The organism is Paenibacillus sp. FSL M7-0896, assembly GCF_037975415.1.
Lineage (GTDB): Bacteria > Bacillota > Bacilli > Paenibacillales > Paenibacillaceae > Paenibacillus_AQ > Paenibacillus_AQ silagei.
In genome coordinates, this window is the sequence record NZ_CP150250.1 from 7,700,285 (window position 1) to 7,715,589 (window position 15,305).

Genomic DNA, 15,305 nt, shown 5'->3' on the forward strand with positions numbered 1-15,305 from the left:
GCTGAAGCTGCCGCTTCCGCAGGAGCTCCGGGTTTAGCGGCTGTAGCCGCTGGCCTATCCGGTTCACCGGGCGGCAACAGGATTTTACCGGGCTTTTCATATAGCACTTCATATTAGACGCATTGTAGTGGGGGTTCCGGCTATAATGCGTCTTTTCCCGGAGGAAGGCAGAAGGTTCCCATTACACGAAAGGAGGAGGTTCCGGTGGCGGCAAATTATTATGAGCGTCTTGGGGTAGACAAGAAGGCCTCGAAGCAGGAGATCAAGAAGGCCTATCAGAAGCTGGCCAAAAAATGGCATCCCGATGTCAACAAGGCACCGGAGGCAGAGGCGAAATTCAAGGAAGCAGCCGAGGCATATGAGGTGCTGGGCGATGAAGACAAGCGCAAAATCTATGATGAGGAGCTCCGCTATGGAGCCGACGCAGGCTCACGGGGTCAGCGCAGCTACGGATCGGCCTCCTCTGCGTCATGGGAATCGCCGTTTGGCGCGGGCTGGAGCAGCGGAGCCGCTTCTTCCGGCGGTATACCGGAAGAGGATCTGTTCGGGATGTTCTTCGGCAGCCGGGGCGCGGCTGAACGTACCGGCTTCTTCTCGGGCAGCAGTGGTGCCCGTCCAGGCGGAAGCCCGTGGGGAGATGAGTTCAGTACGATGCAGGCCCAGCTTGAGATTACGCTGGAGCAGGCCTACAAAGGCGGCAATATAAGTGTTCAGGCGGCAGGCAAAGACCTGAACGTACAGATTCCGGCACGCTCGGCGGAAGGGACTGTCCTCCGGGTACCCGGCGGCGGAAGCGGAGCGGCGCAGGGCGGCGATCTGCTAATCTCGCTGCATCTCCTGCCGCATGAGATCTATGAGCCGGACAGCGGGGATCTGCTCGGCACGGTTGAGATCGCCCCTTGGCAGGCTGTGCTTGGCGGGGAAGCCAAGGTAGCGCTGCCGGATGGCAGCAGCGTGAAGCTGAAGATCCCTGCCGGAATAGCCAGCGGCGGAACGCTGCGCCTCTCCGGCAAGGGGCTGAGACGTCCGGACGGAACGAATGGTGATATCCTGTTCCGGATGGAGATGGTCATTCCGGCCGGAACGACCGAGGCAGAGAAGAAGCTGTACCGTCAGCTGGCGGAGTCCGGCAGCTTCCAAGCCGGTGCGAAACGGCGTACCACAGGCGGAGCGCAGCGGCGAAGAGCGGCAACACGGTAAAGAACATTTAAGTTCAGCATATATAACAGCCGGGCATCCGGTTGATTAACCTATACATTAGAAAGGCGATGATTTTATGGATTTCAATAAGCTTACCCAGAAGCTGCAGGAAGCGGTAGCAGAGGCGCAGTCGCTGGCGGCTTCCGGCGGGCATCAGGAGATTGACAATCTTCATCTGCTGAAAGCCTTACTTCAGCAGAATGAGGGCCTGCTACCTCGGCTGCTGCAGAAGATGAATGTTCCCGCAGCCGAACTGCTGCAGGGAACCGAGGCGCTGCTTCAGCGCAAACCCAGTGTAAGCGGGAGCGGAGCTGGCACCATGCGGCGCTATGCATCGCCCGCGCTGATTGCCATGCTGGAACAGGCGGAGCAGGAAGCGGCCAAGATGCAGGACGAATTCGTCGCGGTGGAGCATGCCGTCCTGGCGATGGTCTCGGATGCGAGCAGCGGGAACCGCGAGCTGCGCGGGCTGTTCACCAGCCGGGGCGTTACCCGGGAGAAGCTGCTTGGAGTGTTAGCGGAGATTCGCGGACACCAGCGGGTGACCAGCCGGGAGCCGGAGGCCACTTATGAGGTGCTGGAGAAGTACGGCCGCGATCTCGTGGCTGAGGTGCGGGCCGGCAAGATCGATCCGGTCATCGGGCGCGATGCTGAGATTCGCCGGGTGATCCGTATTCTCTCCCGCAAGACCAAGAATAACCCTGTGCTGATCGGGGAGCCGGGTGTCGGCAAGACGGCGATTGTCGAGGGGCTGGCCCACCGGATTGTCCGCCGGGATGTGCCGGAGGGACTGAAGGACAAGACAATTTTCTCGCTGGATATGAGTGCGCTAATTGCCGGTGCGAAATACCGCGGGGAATTCGAGGAGCGGCTGCAGGCGGTGCTGAAGGAGATCCGCGAGAGTGACGGACGGATTATTCTGTTCATTGACGAGCTGCATACGATTGTCGGTGCGGGCAAGACGGAGGGGGCTATGGATGCGGGCAACATGCTGAAGCCGATGCTGGCCCGGGGTGAGCTGCACTGTATCGGGGCGACCACGCTGGATGAGTACCGCAAATATATCGAGAAGGACCCGGCGCTCGAACGCCGCTTCCAGCAGGTGCTGGTCAGCGAGCCGGATGTCGAGGATACCATTTCGATTCTGCGCGGCTTGAAGGAACGCTTCGAGGTGCATCACGGGGTCAAAATCTATGACAGCGCTCTGGTAGCAGCCGGTGTGCTGTCTAACCGTTATATCACGGACCGTTTCCTGCCGGATAAGGCGATTGACCTGGTCGATGAAGCCTGCGCAATGATCCGCACGGAGATTGACTCCATGCCCGGTGAGATGGATGAAGTAACCCGCCGCCTGATGCAGATGGAGATTGAAGAAGCCGCGCTCAAAAAAGAAACCGACGACGCGAGCGCCCGCCGCCTGGAGAACCTCCAGCGGGAGCTGGCTGACCTCAAGGAGAAGCATCTGGGGATGACGGCCCGCTGGGAGAAGGAGAAATCGGCCATTCAGGGCATCCGCGACCTGAAGAAGCGGCTGGAGCAGGCCCGCAAGGATCTGGTCGATGCGCAGGAGATCTATGATCTCAACAAATCGGCTGAATTAAGCTATGGCATTATTCCTGATCTGGAGCGGCAGCTTAAGGCGGCAGAGGAAACGGCGCAGCAGGACCAGGAGACCCGGCTGCTGCGTGAAGCCGTGACGGAGGAGGAAATCGCCGATATTGTCTCACGCTGGACGGGAGTTCCCGTAAGCAGACTGGTGGAAGGCGAACGGGATAAGCTGTTGCGGCTGGAGGAGACGCTGCATGAGCGGGTAGTCGGGCAGGATGAGGCGGTCCGGCTGGTAGCCGATGCGGTTCTTCGGGCTAGAGCCGGCATCAAGGACCCGAACCGTCCGATCGGCTCGTTCCTGTTCCTCGGGCCGACCGGGGTGGGGAAGACGGAGCTGGCCAAAGCACTGGCGGTCTCGCTGTTCGACCGCGAGGACGGCATGATCCGTATCGATATGTCGGAGTACATGGAGAAGCACAGTGTCTCCCGTCTCGTAGGCGCTCCTCCGGGATATGTCGGCTATGAAGAAGGCGGCCAGCTTACCGAAGCGGTCCGCCGCCAGCCATATACCGTCGTGCTGCTGGATGAGGTGGAGAAGGCGCACCCGGATGTGTTCAACATCCTCCTGCAGCTGCTGGATGACGGGCGGCTGACCGATTCGCAGGGCCGGATGGTAGACTTCAAGAACACTATTGTCATCATGACCTCCAATATTGGCTCACCGCATCTGATTCAGGGCACGGATGATAACGGCGAGCTGACCGAAGCCGTCAAGGACCGGGTCATGAAGGAGCTGAGCGGGCATTTCCGGCCGGAGTTCCTGAACCGGGTGGATGATATCGTGATGTTCAAGCCGCTGACACTGGGTGAGACCCAGAGAATCGTGGTTAAGCTGGTGGATGGCCTGCGTCTGCGCCTCTCGGAGCGGAATATCGGTCTTAAGCTGAGTGACCAGGCGGTCCGCTTCATTGCCGAGGAAGGCTTCGATTCCATCTATGGGGCCAGACCGCTGAAGCGGTTCATCCAGCGCAGTCTGGAGACCCGGGTAGCGCGCGCGCTGATCGCCGGAGAAGCGGAGGAAGGCTCAGTGATGACGGTGGGCGAAGCGGACGGCGAGCTGACTGTTGCAATAGCGAAATCAGAGTCTGCGAAGACAGTAGGATCGATGTGAAATGTAATGGGCCCCGGCGTCACCTCTTAGTACAGTGTCAGATTTAAAAGGGTGGATAAGCTTGTGAAACTCAGGGGTTCGTGTAATGAAACCCTATCATCCCAAAAAATCTAACGGACCGAAGAGACCTTATCCCCACGAGAACGCCACCTTTTGCAACGTAACGGACTCAGTGGACCTTATCGTCTTTCTGCGAGACGTTTTGGAGCTGAATTGCAGGGGATAAGGTCCTTGCGGTCCGCTAATCGCCTAAGTGACGACTTTCTTCCCGGATAAGAGCCCCTGTGTCCGTTACGCTAAGCCAAACGCCCCCAAATAACAACCATCTATTGAAAAAAATATGTAATTTGAAGGGTAATTTATTCTACTCCACTATTTTAAATCTGATGAGGTACTAGGATAAATCTTATGTCAAATAAGGTTCGTTAGAAAGAGACAAAAGCATATCTTTGTAGATGATATAAATATGGACTGGAACTGCCGTTGGAAGCGGTGCGGGGCAAAGCGAACATGGGCCTTTGGCGCTTTTACAGACCTCCCGGCTAGGTCTTTGGTATGGTCCAACCAGCATCCGAATTGAGACTATGCGACGATTTTTTGTAAATATGTGGTTGAAATGTTGTCATGGCGGGAGCTGCCGGGTAATAGAAATGATTAGAACTTTCGAATATGGCTGGATTTGCAGCAGAAGCCAAGGAAACGGAGGGAGAGATCATGGCGGCACAGACGGTATCCGGTATCAGCCCGGTACAGGCCACTACAGCTTACGGCAGCACACAGAGTGATGTCAGTTCTCTGGAGAAGCAGCGCAACCGGCTGCTGATGGAGCTGGACAAGGTGAATGCGGCGCAGGGCGGAGAGATGCAGACTCCTTATCGCCGGGAGCAGCTGCAGCGGCAAATACGGCAGCTGGAGGCCCATCTGGTGCAGAAAAGCGGGAGTACCGCTTCGGCTTCATTTGTACCTGCTCCCCCGCTTCAGGATCATACTCCGCCCTGGCGGACTGAGGGAAAGGGAGGCCTTAAGGGCATCGGTCTGACCGATCCCCGGACAGCGACGGTAGACGCAGAAGGCCATTTCGACGCGTTGATTTAGATAAGGGAGTAGTGAACCCAATCCTTCCCTTTGACCGCGTTCATGTTTTCAAAGAAGCTTTGAGCGCGTTTGTTGTTAGTAGAAGTAATCCAAGTCATCTTGGCATTATCCAAAATCTAAAGGATTCTCACTATATTGTTAGAAACGGCCGGATAGTGTTCGAATATTTGCAGATCATGGAATGGGAGCGGAATTAATCCGCTGTGATGAGCCTCATTTAGAAACCGTTCGTTATTTTCTGTACTGGAAAAAACCCCATTCGGCCGATTGCTTAGCAAATTATCGCACCAGTAGCATTCATCGCCGGTAATTATATAGTTGGTATGAACCGATTCAAAGTAAACCACCGATGAACCAGGGCTATGCCCGTTGATCACCTTGAATCTGAACTGGTTGTCGTAAATATATTCGTTGTCTACGGTGACAACCTGGCTTTGAAGCAGCTTCTCCTTGATGGCCGGCGAGCATTGCTGTAGCGCAGTTTCATAGTCGGTTTTTGAAATAATGATTTCAGGTTTATCAAACAAGTCAAGATTCTCAATATGGTCAAAGTGACTATGCGTAATGATGACTGTATCTACGGAGCTTAGATTGCCAATGATGCCTCTTAACTCGTCTGCTACGTCTGTTAGTGTAATTCCCCATTGCTGTGCCACATTCTCATCGCGAAAGCCTGTATCGATAAAGATTGTTTTATTATTATGCTTGGCAATATAAAATGACCACGCAATCTGGACTAACTCCTCCGAATGATGCATATCGCGGTATACGTTGCTTAAGCGAAATGAAGATTCACCAAATTTTACGGCGTAGAGTTCCATGGATAGGTTCAACCCCTTCTTGTGGCATCCGAGTTATACAATGTACGATTCAATATTTAATGAGTTTACCCCATTTCGCCGTGCCCGGTCTAGAGTGTCGATGGAAGCCTCGATAATGATGCGGATATCTGTGCCGGTTCCGAACGGTCCGACCAGACCTCCGATGTAACATCCCATGGGCCTCAAGCTGCGAACTCTCCGATCTTCAACGCATGAACACCCTTTCATAAGTTATTCCGGCCGGAACTTCTTATAGTAATCATAAACCTTACCCTAGCAGGAATGTCAATATCTAGGGTGCAGCCGGCATGAATGCCGGTCTTGCCTGATAGATTAGCTATTCCCAATGAATGACAAGCGGGCAGCGCCACGTTAGGTCGGCGTTTGCCCGCTTGTTCATGTGCTATCCCCCGCCTGTATGAAGTTAAGAATCTCCGTCACAATATGTGAAATGGCATCCTCCCGCGGGAGGAGGATGCATTGACTGACTATTTCGATGTCCTCCTGAAATAGCTCGATGATCTGGAGCATGGCCTCCGGCTGTTTCTGGCGGACACCTGTCAGAAGGTCTGCGAATTCGCTGTCTGTGATAGCTGCTGGAGCATTTTTTGCTTCCATTTGTTAACCCCCTGTTGACTCATATGCAGCTGTGCCGCGACCTCAGCCTCTGTCATTTCCTGCAGATAAATCTTTTGCAGAATCACCTTTCCTTTGGCTGGAAGGGTATCTAATAGCTGCTCAACGGACAACCGGTTAATCATCTCCTCCGCTTCATCCCGCTGAGCCGGGCGGATATCCATGAAGGTACATTCATGCCGGCGGGTTCGCTTGCTGCGGTATTGTAAGCGCCAGCCGATTCGATAGATTTCCTGCCGGTAACGCTGTATCATTTGCTGTTCCATTTCCGTTACGCCTCCTCTTCTATATATCTTTCTAATAATAGGGAAATATTAGGATGTATTTTACAACCAAAATACGAACTTATGTTCTGTTATTTTAGCATATTTGCCTGCGGACCTATAGTGATATATTTCCTGAAGCTTATTTGCCAAAAAAGAAGAAGCTCCGATAAGGAGCTTCTTCCTCTCTTCTTATGACTTAGCCCTCCGCCTTATTCGCTCCAACTCACCAGCCGGGGCTTCGGGTCAAGGATAGACTGATACTGCTCCTTCCAGCCGTACTCAGCATCCGGGTCCAGCAGCATATAACGCAGATACTTCTCCAGCCGGAATTCCGGCTTCGACCAGCCAAGATGCTTCAGGCGCAGGTTGCTTAACTGATGGGGCAGCTCGAAGATATTCTCCGGCAGCCGCCCGCAGTGCTGCGGCAGATCATTCCAGGTATAGGTGAAGCCTTCCCGGTAACGGAGCAGGAACGGACGGTAGCTCTGGTGGGCCTGCCAGTACATATCCTCGCGGTAACTTCCCTCATCCCAGAAGTCGTAGAGCCGGAAACAGAATAAGTCGCAATCTGCTGTCCGCAGCAGGGAGTCTACCTCCTCTGGAAAACATGACTCGAACAGCTCATCTCCGTCCAGATTAAGAATCCACTCAGGACGGGTCGCAACCACCGCCTCCCACTGCTGCTTGCGCAGATCCGATTCATTATGGAAGCGGGAGATAGGATTCTGTATCAGGTGGAGCGGAATCCCCTCAAGAGCCTCCCGGCAGATATCGGCTGTATCATCTGTGCTTGCGTCGTCGATAATGACGGCCTCATCAATATACTTGCGGTGCTCCTCGAGCACCTGGCGCAGGAATCTGGTGCCTTCGTTCTTGACGATCATCGTGAGGGTCAGCTTGGGCCGGCGGGAAGCAGGGACTGCCGGGGTGACGGGGGACGCTGCATAAGCGGCTTGAGGATTCTGCAGACCTGCTTCTCCTTCCCTGCCTGTGCTGTTGCCTCCTGCCGGAGGCTCCTTCACCGCTCCGCTTCCTTCTGCCGTCTCGGCTACGTCAGCAGGCAGAGGCTCCTTGGACAAGCGCTGCCGGGCTTCGGCTTCGGTCCACAGCACATCCCACTGCGCTGCTGCCTCTTGTACTCTTTTGTCAGCAGGGGATGGAGCCGTCTCTGTATGGCCCGGCAGAGCAGTGTCGCTGTCTTCAACGGTCGGCGCTTCATCTGAGCCGTCAGATTCTGCTTCACTCCTGGCCCCGGCTGCTCCCGAATCACTGCCTGCCCCATCCTTCGCTTCTACTATAGAAGCTGCTTCCGCGCCCGAGGTGTGCCGGATGAACTCCGCCACCAGATCCAGATCACTGTCTCTGTAGAGGTGCAGCGCAGGGAAGTGGGTATCCACGAAGAGCGGAAAGCCGAGGGCCGCTGCACGGATGCAAAAATGACGGTCCTCTCCCCAGTAGGAGATATTACGGACCCGGTCGTAGCTGATCCCGGAGCTGAGGGCTGAGCTGCTGATCAGCGTGCAGGCGCCAAGTCCGCCAACCTCATAGATTCCAGGCTGCTGCATCTTCAGCAAAAAAGCATAGAAACGGCGCTGAATCTCCTCCGGAGAGAGCTGTTCCCCCGGATGAATCTCCCACTGGTTGTATTCGTCATGCATCCATACCTGCGGCTGCAGCAGTGTATTCGGCTGCCACTGTGTCCAGAAAATCTCGGAGATAATATCCTTGCCTGTACCGATCAGATGCAGCAGCGTATCCGGGTGCAGAATGAGGTCCGAATCAATCAGGAACAGGTAGTCATAGCCGAAGGCCTCCGCCCGCCGGATCATCAGATTCTTGAATCCGGCCACCTTCCAGACCAGATTGGAATGCCAGACATGAGTATGCTCATCTCGGATATAGTTATCATGGTAGCCGGAGGATTGCAGGAAGACGGATCTGCCGTTCCGGGCGAACTGCTGCAGCAGCCCGCTTGCGGCTTCATCCGGGTTATCGTCAATCAGATAGAAATCAAGATCGATATCCTTCAGGTTCAGACGCAGCAGAGAGTTCAGGAATTGCTCCAGGATCGCCGGTTTTTGATGAATCGGGCTGCCCAGCAGCACCCGGGTTCTATTCGGATTCATAGCAGCCACTCCAGAATAAGGTCAACATGATAGAACATCCCCTTGGATTCGCAAATAGTTGATATAAATTATATGTATTCGATATTTTTAGAGAAGTACCGGACTTTCCCCATTTTCCCGAAATAATCACCTGCATGTATAGAAGAGAGCCGTATTGCCGTTTGCCCTGAGCTATTGTACAATACCGCTAATATATATAATCCCCGGAAGAGGGCTGGCAGGAGTGAGAGGATGGACAAGCCAACGTTAAAAGTACAGCAATTGATCAATGTCCTCCTGGCGATGAATCCGCGCGCTGAGGTGTTCCTGCATATGGAGGGCGGAGAGCTTAGGCCGCTCGTGGACGAGGATATCGAGGAGATTTATGCGCCGCTGCATGCTGCCAAGACGGCCGTCTATATCGGTGTACCGGCAGACACTGCAGCCCGTGTAGAGGAGGAGGCGCCATGAAGCAGGCTCTGATCCGTCTGGAGCAGGGACCGGAGGTTCGGCTGGAGCTGTTCGATCAGGAAGCGCCGGGAACCGTAGCCAATTTTGAAAAGCTTGCGAACAGCGGCTTTTACAACGGTCTGGCCTTTCAGCGTGTGGTTCGCGGCTTTGTTGCCCAGGGCGGCTGCCCGGAGCGCAACGGCAGAGGCGGCACAGATCCCATTCCCTGTGAGACGCAGGGGAATCCCCATAAGCATGTGCGCGGGGCGCTGTCTATGGCGCATTTTGGACCAGGCACGGGGTCCTGCCAGTTTTTTATCTGTTATGATACGTTCGATTATCTGGACGGCTGGCATACGGTATTCGGCAGGGTTACGGAAGGAATGGAGCATGTCGATGCCCTGCGACGCGGAGCGGTCATGCAGGAGGTCCGCGTCTGGTAAAGCCCATGGTAAATTCATACATTGTAATTCCTAGTATTCCGATATATAATGACTCAACAACGAGTGGGAATGCTCATAGACATGGAGGAAGAGACAATGCGTAAAGGGATAACAGGGGTTGCTATTCTACTATTATTAACACTGATGATCAGTGCATGTTCGAGTGGGAATAACGCTTCATCTACCAATGCGGCACAGACACCGGCTGCATCACAAGAGCCTGCTGCCGGCGAACCGAAAGATGGAGGCAGTCTGATTATAGGGGTCGCTTCCGATCCGGTAGTGCTGAATCCGAACTATGCGGGTGACCGTGTCAGCCTGACCATTGACCAGGCCCTGTATGCTCCGCTGTTCCAGGTGAACAACGGCAAGAAGACCTTCTACCTGGCAGACAGCCTGACACCGTCAAGCGATAATCTGACGTATACATTGAAGCTTAAGGATGGATTGACCTGGCATGATGGAGAGAAGCTGACGGCGGATGATGTGGTATTCACCATCGACAGCATTCTTGATGAGAAGCAGAACAGCTTCCTGCGTGCCAACTTCCTGATTGGCGACAAAGCGATTAAGGCTGTCAAGGTCGATGACCTGACTGTGGAGTTCAAGCTGCCGCAGGTCAGCCCGGCTTTTGAAGCCACGCTGGTACAGGTATTCCCGATTCCGAAGCACATTTACGAGAATGAGACCAACATTGAGAAGAGCACGAAGAACGCTTCTCCTGTCGGCTCCGGTCCCTTCAAGTTCAAGGAATACAAGGCTGGCGAGTATCTGACGCTGGAACGCTTCGACAACTACTTCGGGGGCAAGCCGCATCTGGATTCGGTCACTTACCGGATTGCCAAGGATACCAATGCTGCGAATCTGGCTCTGCAGAACGGCGAGATTAATGTACAGTATCTGGACCCGAAGGATGTTCCTACGATTCAAGCGACGAATAATTTTGAGATTCTCCCGTATAGCGAAGGCCGCCTCGCTTATCTGATGTTCAATGCGAACAGCGATACCGGTGCCCTCGCCAAAAAAGAAGTCCGGCAAGCCCTGTCTTTGGCCCTCAGCCGCGACGAGCTGATTCAGACGGCGTACACTTCCAGCGAATATGCTGATCCGGCAAAGTCCTTCCTGACTCCGGATGCACTGTACTTCACGAACGATGTCCCTACCTTTGACAATGATGCTGCCAAGGCGAAGGAACTGCTGGCCACTGCCGGTGAGAGCAACCTGAAGCTCCGGTATATCGTACAGAGCGGTAACAAGGCGCAGGAAGCCATCTCGCTGTATGTGCAGCAGAAGCTGAAGGCAATCGGCGTAGAGGTTGAATTGCAGAACATGGATTCCTCGGCCTGGGTGCAGAAATTCATTGATCTGAAGGCGACCGACTATGAACTGGCTCTGACCGGCTATATCATGGGGTATGATCCGGATGCGTACCGTATCCTGTTCACTACGGACAGCTCGTCCAACTACTCGCATTATTCCAACAGTGAAGTCGATAAGCTGATGAATGACGGTGCAGGCGAAGCAGATCCGGCTAAGCGTGCAGAGATCTACAAGAAAGCGCAGGAACTGGTAGCCGAGGATGCACCGATCTATCCTATCGCCTATACCAAGACCGTGGTAGCAGTATCGAAGAACTATGGCGGTATTGATGAGGCTGTCCTGAAGCCGGTCGTCATCTTCGAAGACCTGTCCAAGATTTACAAGAAATAATCCGCCTCACAAAATAAGCAAGGCAAAAAAATAAGCTGGTTCCCCCAGCTTATTTTTGCCTGTTAAGAGCTGGGAGAAGCTGCGTATGAGACAACTCATCGTCCGAAGGTTGCTGCAAACATTGCCGATGCTGTTTTTTGTATCGGTGGTCTGTTTTACCATGATTAAGCTGGCTCCGGGAGATCCGGTGCTGTCTTTCGTGACGCCCAATATGCACGCTGATGATATTGAGCGCATCCGTCATAATCTGGGGCTGGATAAGCCTGCTTATATCCAATATTTCATCTGGATCAAAGAGATGGTCCAGGGCAATTTCGGGTACTCGCTGGTCAATCACCAGCCTGTGCTGGATCAGATTCTGGACCGCCTCCCCGCAACTGCGGGTCTGATGGGCAGCGCCATTGCCCTGGCCGTCCTTCTGGCCATTCCGCTGGGCCTCGTGGCCGGTGCGAACCGCAACCGCTGGGTAGACAAGCTAATCAATTTTATCGCTTATATCGGCATCTCCATCCCCTTATTCTGGCTGGCGATCCTGCTGATGTATCTGTTCGCGATCAAGCTGCACCTGCTTCCAAGCATGGGGATGCGCACCATTGGTGTGGAATCGCCGCTTGATGTGCTGAAGCACGGGATATTGCCGTGTACGGTGCTGGCCTTCAGTTTCCTGTCCGGGTATGTGCGCTATATCCGCTCCAGCACGATCGGACAGCTTAAGGAGGAGTATGTGCAGATCCAGTACGCTTTTGGCTCGAAGAAATCCACCATCCTGTTCCGGCATGTGCTGAAGCATGTACTGCTGCCCGTGATCACGCTGATCGGTATGTCGATGGGAGATCTGGTGGCCGGGGCGATTGTTACGGAAACGGTGTTCTCTTGGCCGGGGATCGGCTCCCTGGGGATGACGGCGGTGAAGGGGATGGATTATCCTGTCATTATGGGGATTACCCTGTTCTCTTCCTTAATGCTGATCTTCGGTAATCTGGTGGCAGATATTCTCTACAGCGTTGTCGATCCAAGAATCAAACTGAAGGGGTGACCTCATGAATCGCAGTAAATGGAAAAATCTGCAGTCCGAGCTGTTTACGAACGGTCTGGGTGTCGCTGCTCTTGTTATATTGATGGTGTTTACACTGGGGGCGGTCTTTGCCTTCCTGTCCGGTCATGATCCGAATGCCATGGATGCCATGGCCCGCCTGACGAAGCCCGGCGCCGCGCATCTGTTCGGCACCGATGATTATGGCCGCGACTATCTGTCCAGAGCCTTATACGGAGGCCGGGTTTCGCTGCTGGTCGGATTCTCCTCCATGATCGTAGCAACCTTTGTGGGCGTGCTGGTTGGGGTGATTAGCGGATATTTCGGCGGCTGGATCGATAATCTGCTGATGCGGATGCTGGATATTATCATGTCGATCCCGTCCTTCCTGATCCTGCTGCTGCTCAGCGTCTATCTGAAGCCGAGCATCGGCAATCTGATCATTATTATTGCTCTCTTGATGTGGATGAATGTGGCACGTGTCGTCCGCGCGGAGACCCTGACGATCAAGGAACGGGAGTACGTGTTATATGCCAAAGCCTCGGGACAGAGTGCCTTCGGCATGATCTGGCGGCATATCCTTCCGGGGCTGGTCCCGGTGATTATTGTAGGGGCGACGAATAATATTGCCTCGGCCATTATGATGGAATCGTCGCTGAGCTTCCTCGGCTTCGGGGTACAGCCGCCGAATGCCACGTGGGGGAGTATGCTGAACAGCGCACAGGGGTATATTGCCCAGGCGCCTTATCTGGCGCTGTTCCCCGGGCTGATGATCCTGTTTACGGTGCTGAGCTTTAATGTGCTGGGAGATATTTTGCGGGTCGGCTTTGAACCTAAGCTGATCCGAAGATAGGAGGGCTTAACATCATGACTGAACGGCTGCTGACTGTTGAGAATTTACAGGTTTCCTTCGCTACCCGGGACGGCGAGAATCAGGCCGTCCGTGGCGTTAGCTTCCATATTGATGCGGGTGAGACCGTAGGCATTGTCGGGGAATCCGGCAGCGGCAAAAGCGTTACAGCCAAGGCGGTCATGTCACTGATCACACCGCCGGGGCATATGACTGCCGGGAAGCTGGAATTCCGCGGCAAGAGCCTGAAGGGGCTTACGGAGAAGCAGTGGCGGTCCTTGCGGGGCAACCGGATTGCGATGGTCTTCCAGGACCCGATGACCTCGCTGAATCCGGTCAAGCGAATCGGCCAGCAATTGACAGAGGTTATCCGCAGACACCGCGGACTGGATAAAGCGGCGGCGTATACCGAAGCCGCGGAGCTTCTCCGCCAGGTCGGCATCCGTGATCCGGAGCAGCGGCTGAAGCAATATCCCCATGAATTCAGCGGAGGGATGCGCCAGCGGGTGATGATCGCGATGGCGCTCTCCTGCCGCCCGGAGCTGCTGATTGCCGATGAGCCTACCACCGCGCTGGATGCGACCATCCAGGCGCAGATCCTCGATCTGTTCAAAGAGCTGAAGGAACGGGGAGATACAGCTGTTGCGCTTATTACTCATGATCTGGGAGTGGTAGCCCAGGTCTGCACGCGCGTCATTGTCATGTATGGCGGACTGGTGATGGAGGAGGGGACGGTGCAGGATATCTTCTACCGGCCTCAGCATCCGTATACGCAGGGCTTGCTGCGTTCCATACCGAAGCGCGGCGGCGGTGAACGTGAGCGGCTGATTCCGATCGAGGGCACACCGCCCGATCTGCTGAATCCCCCGCCCGGCTGCCCGTTCATGGACCGTTGTCCGCATGCCTTCGCCCGCTGCAGTGAACGTCCTCCGGTAGTCGAGTTTGCACCGGGGCACCGCTCGATGTGCTGGCTGACCGAAGGTACAGAAGAGAAGACAGCAGTTACAGCGGGGAGGGATTTCACTTGAGTGAGCGCAAGGTGCTTGTGGAGGTTAGCAATCTGAAGAAGCATTTCCCGAAGGGCAAGGATTTGCGCGGACGGGATAAGGGCGTACTTAAGGCTGTGGATGGGGTCAGCTTCCAGATCCGTCAGGGCGAGACCTTCGGACTGGTTGGTGAATCCGGGAGCGGCAAGTCCACGGTCGGACGCTGTCTGCTCCGTCTGTACGATTATACAGACGGAGAGGTGTTCTACGACGGGAAGCCGCTTGGCAAGCTGGGCGAGAAAGGGCTGAAGCCCTTCCGCAGGCGGATTCAATCAATTTTCCAGGACCCGTATTCCTCGCTTAATCCAAGCCTGAACGTACTGGAGCTGATCAGTGAGCCGATGCGGATTCACGGTCTCTATCCGGGCGAAGAGCGCAAGGAAGCGGTGGCAGAGCTGCTGGAGAAGGTGGGGCTGAAGCGGGAGCATCTGTACCGCTTCCCCCATGAATTCAGCGGCGGGCAACGCCAGCGGATCTCCATTGCACGGGCGCTGTCGGTCCGGCCCGAGTTCGTCGTCTGCGATGAGCCCATCTCTGCGCTGGATGTCTCTGTCCAGGCCCAGGTCGTTAATATGCTGGAGGATCTGCAAGCCGAGTTCGGACTGACCTATCTGTTCATCGCCCATGATCTGTCGATGGTCCGCCATATTGCCGACCGGATCGGCGTGATGTACGGCGGACGGCTGGTGGAGGTGGCTCCAAGCGATGAGCTGTATGATAATCCGCTCCATCCCTACACCAGAGCGCTGCTGTCCTCCATTCTGGAGACAGACCCGATGAAGGCCAGCCGCAGAATCCAGCTGGAGGCTTACCCGGCTACGCGCGGGACAGAGGAAGCCGCTGCACTGCGGGAAGTGAGTCCCGGGCATTATGTGGCCGGGGAATATGCAGACTAATATTATGAACGAATCTTAGGAGATACACATCTGTG

14 protein-coding genes are annotated in these 15,305 nt (G+C 54.9%); 10 read left to right on the top strand and 4 right to left on the bottom strand.

All coding sequences use genetic code 11. The features are described 5' to 3' along the window. Positions 1 to 204: 204 nt before the first annotated feature. The 3 genes from MKY12_RS33540 to MKY12_RS33550 all read left to right on the top strand — a co-directional run bounded on the left by MKY12_RS33540 (position 205) and on the right by MKY12_RS33550 (position 5,014). On the top strand, positions 205 to 1,200 hold the full coding sequence (locus tag MKY12_RS33540) for a DnaJ C-terminal domain-containing protein (RefSeq protein ID WP_339312368.1): 996 nt from the start codon (positions 205 to 207) through the stop codon (positions 1,198 to 1,200). Between the two features lie 76 nt (positions 1,201 to 1,276). After that, positions 1,277 to 3,919, top strand: coding sequence for an ATP-dependent chaperone ClpB (clpB, locus tag MKY12_RS33545; protein WP_339312369.1), 2,643 nt, complete (start codon positions 1,277 to 1,279; stop codon positions 3,917 to 3,919). Between the two features lie 669 nt (positions 3,920 to 4,588). Beyond that, entirely contained in the window at positions 4,589 to 5,014 is a 426-nt protein-coding gene (locus MKY12_RS33550) for a hypothetical protein (protein ID WP_036723643.1), read from the top strand. Between the two features lie 116 nt (positions 5,015 to 5,130). Here MKY12_RS33550 and MKY12_RS33555 read toward each other — a convergent pair whose 3' ends face one another. The 4 genes from MKY12_RS33555 to MKY12_RS33570 all read right to left on the bottom strand — a co-directional run bounded on the left by MKY12_RS33555 (position 5,131) and on the right by MKY12_RS33570 (position 8,863). Next, a complete protein-coding gene (locus MKY12_RS33555; protein WP_339312370.1) occupies positions 5,131 to 5,835 on the bottom strand; it encodes an MBL fold metallo-hydrolase in 705 nt (234 codons plus the stop codon). Positions 5,836 to 6,231: 396 nt separating this feature from the next. After that, positions 6,232 to 6,453 carry a hypothetical protein gene (locus tag MKY12_RS33560; protein WP_076077403.1) on the bottom strand — a complete coding sequence of 74 codons (222 nt, stop codon included), beginning with the start codon at positions 6,451 to 6,453 and terminating at the stop codon, positions 6,232 to 6,234. Then, a complete protein-coding gene (locus tag MKY12_RS33565; RefSeq protein ID WP_036723635.1) occupies positions 6,396 to 6,737 on the bottom strand; it encodes a sigma factor-like helix-turn-helix DNA-binding protein in 342 nt (113 codons plus the stop codon). The genes MKY12_RS33560 and MKY12_RS33565 overlap by 58 nt, the downstream gene beginning before the upstream one ends. Positions 6,738 to 6,946: 209 nt before the next feature. Beyond that, positions 6,947 to 8,863, bottom strand: coding sequence for a glycosyltransferase (locus tag MKY12_RS33570; RefSeq protein ID WP_339312371.1), 1,917 nt, complete (start codon positions 8,861 to 8,863; stop codon positions 6,947 to 6,949). A 231-nt stretch (positions 8,864 to 9,094) separates the two neighbouring features. Between MKY12_RS33570 and MKY12_RS33575 the strand changes: the two genes are divergently transcribed. The 7 genes from MKY12_RS33575 to MKY12_RS33605 all read left to right on the top strand — a co-directional run bounded on the left by MKY12_RS33575 (position 9,095) and on the right by MKY12_RS33605 (position 15,270). Beyond that, a complete protein-coding gene (locus MKY12_RS33575) occupies positions 9,095 to 9,313 on the top strand; it encodes a hypothetical protein (RefSeq protein ID WP_036723633.1) in 219 nt (72 codons plus the stop codon). Next, positions 9,310 to 9,735, top strand: coding sequence for a peptidylprolyl isomerase (locus MKY12_RS33580; RefSeq protein WP_076077412.1), 426 nt, complete (start codon positions 9,310 to 9,312; stop codon positions 9,733 to 9,735). The genes MKY12_RS33575 and MKY12_RS33580 overlap by 4 nt, the downstream gene beginning before the upstream one ends. A gap of 96 nt (positions 9,736 to 9,831) precedes the next feature. Next, positions 9,832 to 11,445: an ABC transporter substrate-binding protein gene (locus MKY12_RS33585; protein WP_209876210.1), complete on the top strand. Its 1,614-nt coding sequence runs from the start codon at positions 9,832 to 9,834 to the stop codon at positions 11,443 to 11,445. Positions 11,446 to 11,530: 85 nt separating this feature from the next. Then, a complete protein-coding gene (locus MKY12_RS33590; RefSeq protein ID WP_036723626.1) occupies positions 11,531 to 12,481 on the top strand; it encodes an ABC transporter permease in 951 nt (316 codons plus the stop codon). Between the two features lie 4 nt (positions 12,482 to 12,485). Beyond that, on the top strand, positions 12,486 to 13,331 hold the full coding sequence (locus MKY12_RS33595) for an ABC transporter permease (RefSeq protein WP_339312373.1): 846 nt from the start codon (positions 12,486 to 12,488) through the stop codon (positions 13,329 to 13,331). Between the two features lie 14 nt (positions 13,332 to 13,345). Then, positions 13,346 to 14,356 carry an ABC transporter ATP-binding protein gene (locus MKY12_RS33600; RefSeq protein WP_036723621.1) on the top strand — a complete coding sequence of 337 codons (1,011 nt, stop codon included), beginning with the start codon at positions 13,346 to 13,348 and terminating at the stop codon, positions 14,354 to 14,356. Continuing rightward, a complete protein-coding gene (locus MKY12_RS33605) occupies positions 14,353 to 15,270 on the top strand; it encodes an ATP-binding cassette domain-containing protein (protein WP_339253020.1) in 918 nt (305 codons plus the stop codon). Before MKY12_RS33600 ends, MKY12_RS33605 begins: the two co-directional genes overlap by 4 nt. Positions 15,271 to 15,305: the final 35 nt, after the last annotated feature.

Coding starts and splice junctions, on each gene's coding strand:
- clpB (WP_339312369.1), top strand. CDS start 1,277: ATGGATTTCAATAAGCTTACCCAGAAGCTGCAGGAAGCGGTAGCAGAG.
- MKY12_RS33550 (WP_036723643.1), top strand. CDS start 4,589: ATGGCTGGATTTGCAGCAGAAGCCAAGGAAACGGAGGGAGAGATCATG.
- MKY12_RS33555 (WP_339312370.1), bottom strand. CDS start 5,835: ATGGAACTCTACGCCGTAAAATTTGGTGAATCTTCATTTCGCTTAAGC.
- MKY12_RS33560 (WP_076077403.1), bottom strand. CDS start 6,453: ATGGAAGCAAAAAATGCTCCAGCAGCTATCACAGACAGCGAATTCGCA.
- MKY12_RS33565 (WP_036723635.1), bottom strand. CDS start 6,737: ATGGAACAGCAAATGATACAGCGTTACCGGCAGGAAATCTATCGAATC.
- MKY12_RS33570 (WP_339312371.1), bottom strand. CDS start 8,863: ATGAATCCGAATAGAACCCGGGTGCTGCTGGGCAGCCCGATTCATCAA.
- MKY12_RS33575 (WP_036723633.1), top strand. CDS start 9,095: ATGGACAAGCCAACGTTAAAAGTACAGCAATTGATCAATGTCCTCCTG.
- MKY12_RS33580 (WP_076077412.1), top strand. CDS start 9,310: ATGAAGCAGGCTCTGATCCGTCTGGAGCAGGGACCGGAGGTTCGGCTG.
- MKY12_RS33585 (WP_209876210.1), top strand. CDS start 9,832: ATGCGTAAAGGGATAACAGGGGTTGCTATTCTACTATTATTAACACTG.
- MKY12_RS33590 (WP_036723626.1), top strand. CDS start 11,531: ATGAGACAACTCATCGTCCGAAGGTTGCTGCAAACATTGCCGATGCTG.
- MKY12_RS33595 (WP_339312373.1), top strand. CDS start 12,486: ATGAATCGCAGTAAATGGAAAAATCTGCAGTCCGAGCTGTTTACGAAC.
- MKY12_RS33600 (WP_036723621.1), top strand. CDS start 13,346: ATGACTGAACGGCTGCTGACTGTTGAGAATTTACAGGTTTCCTTCGCT.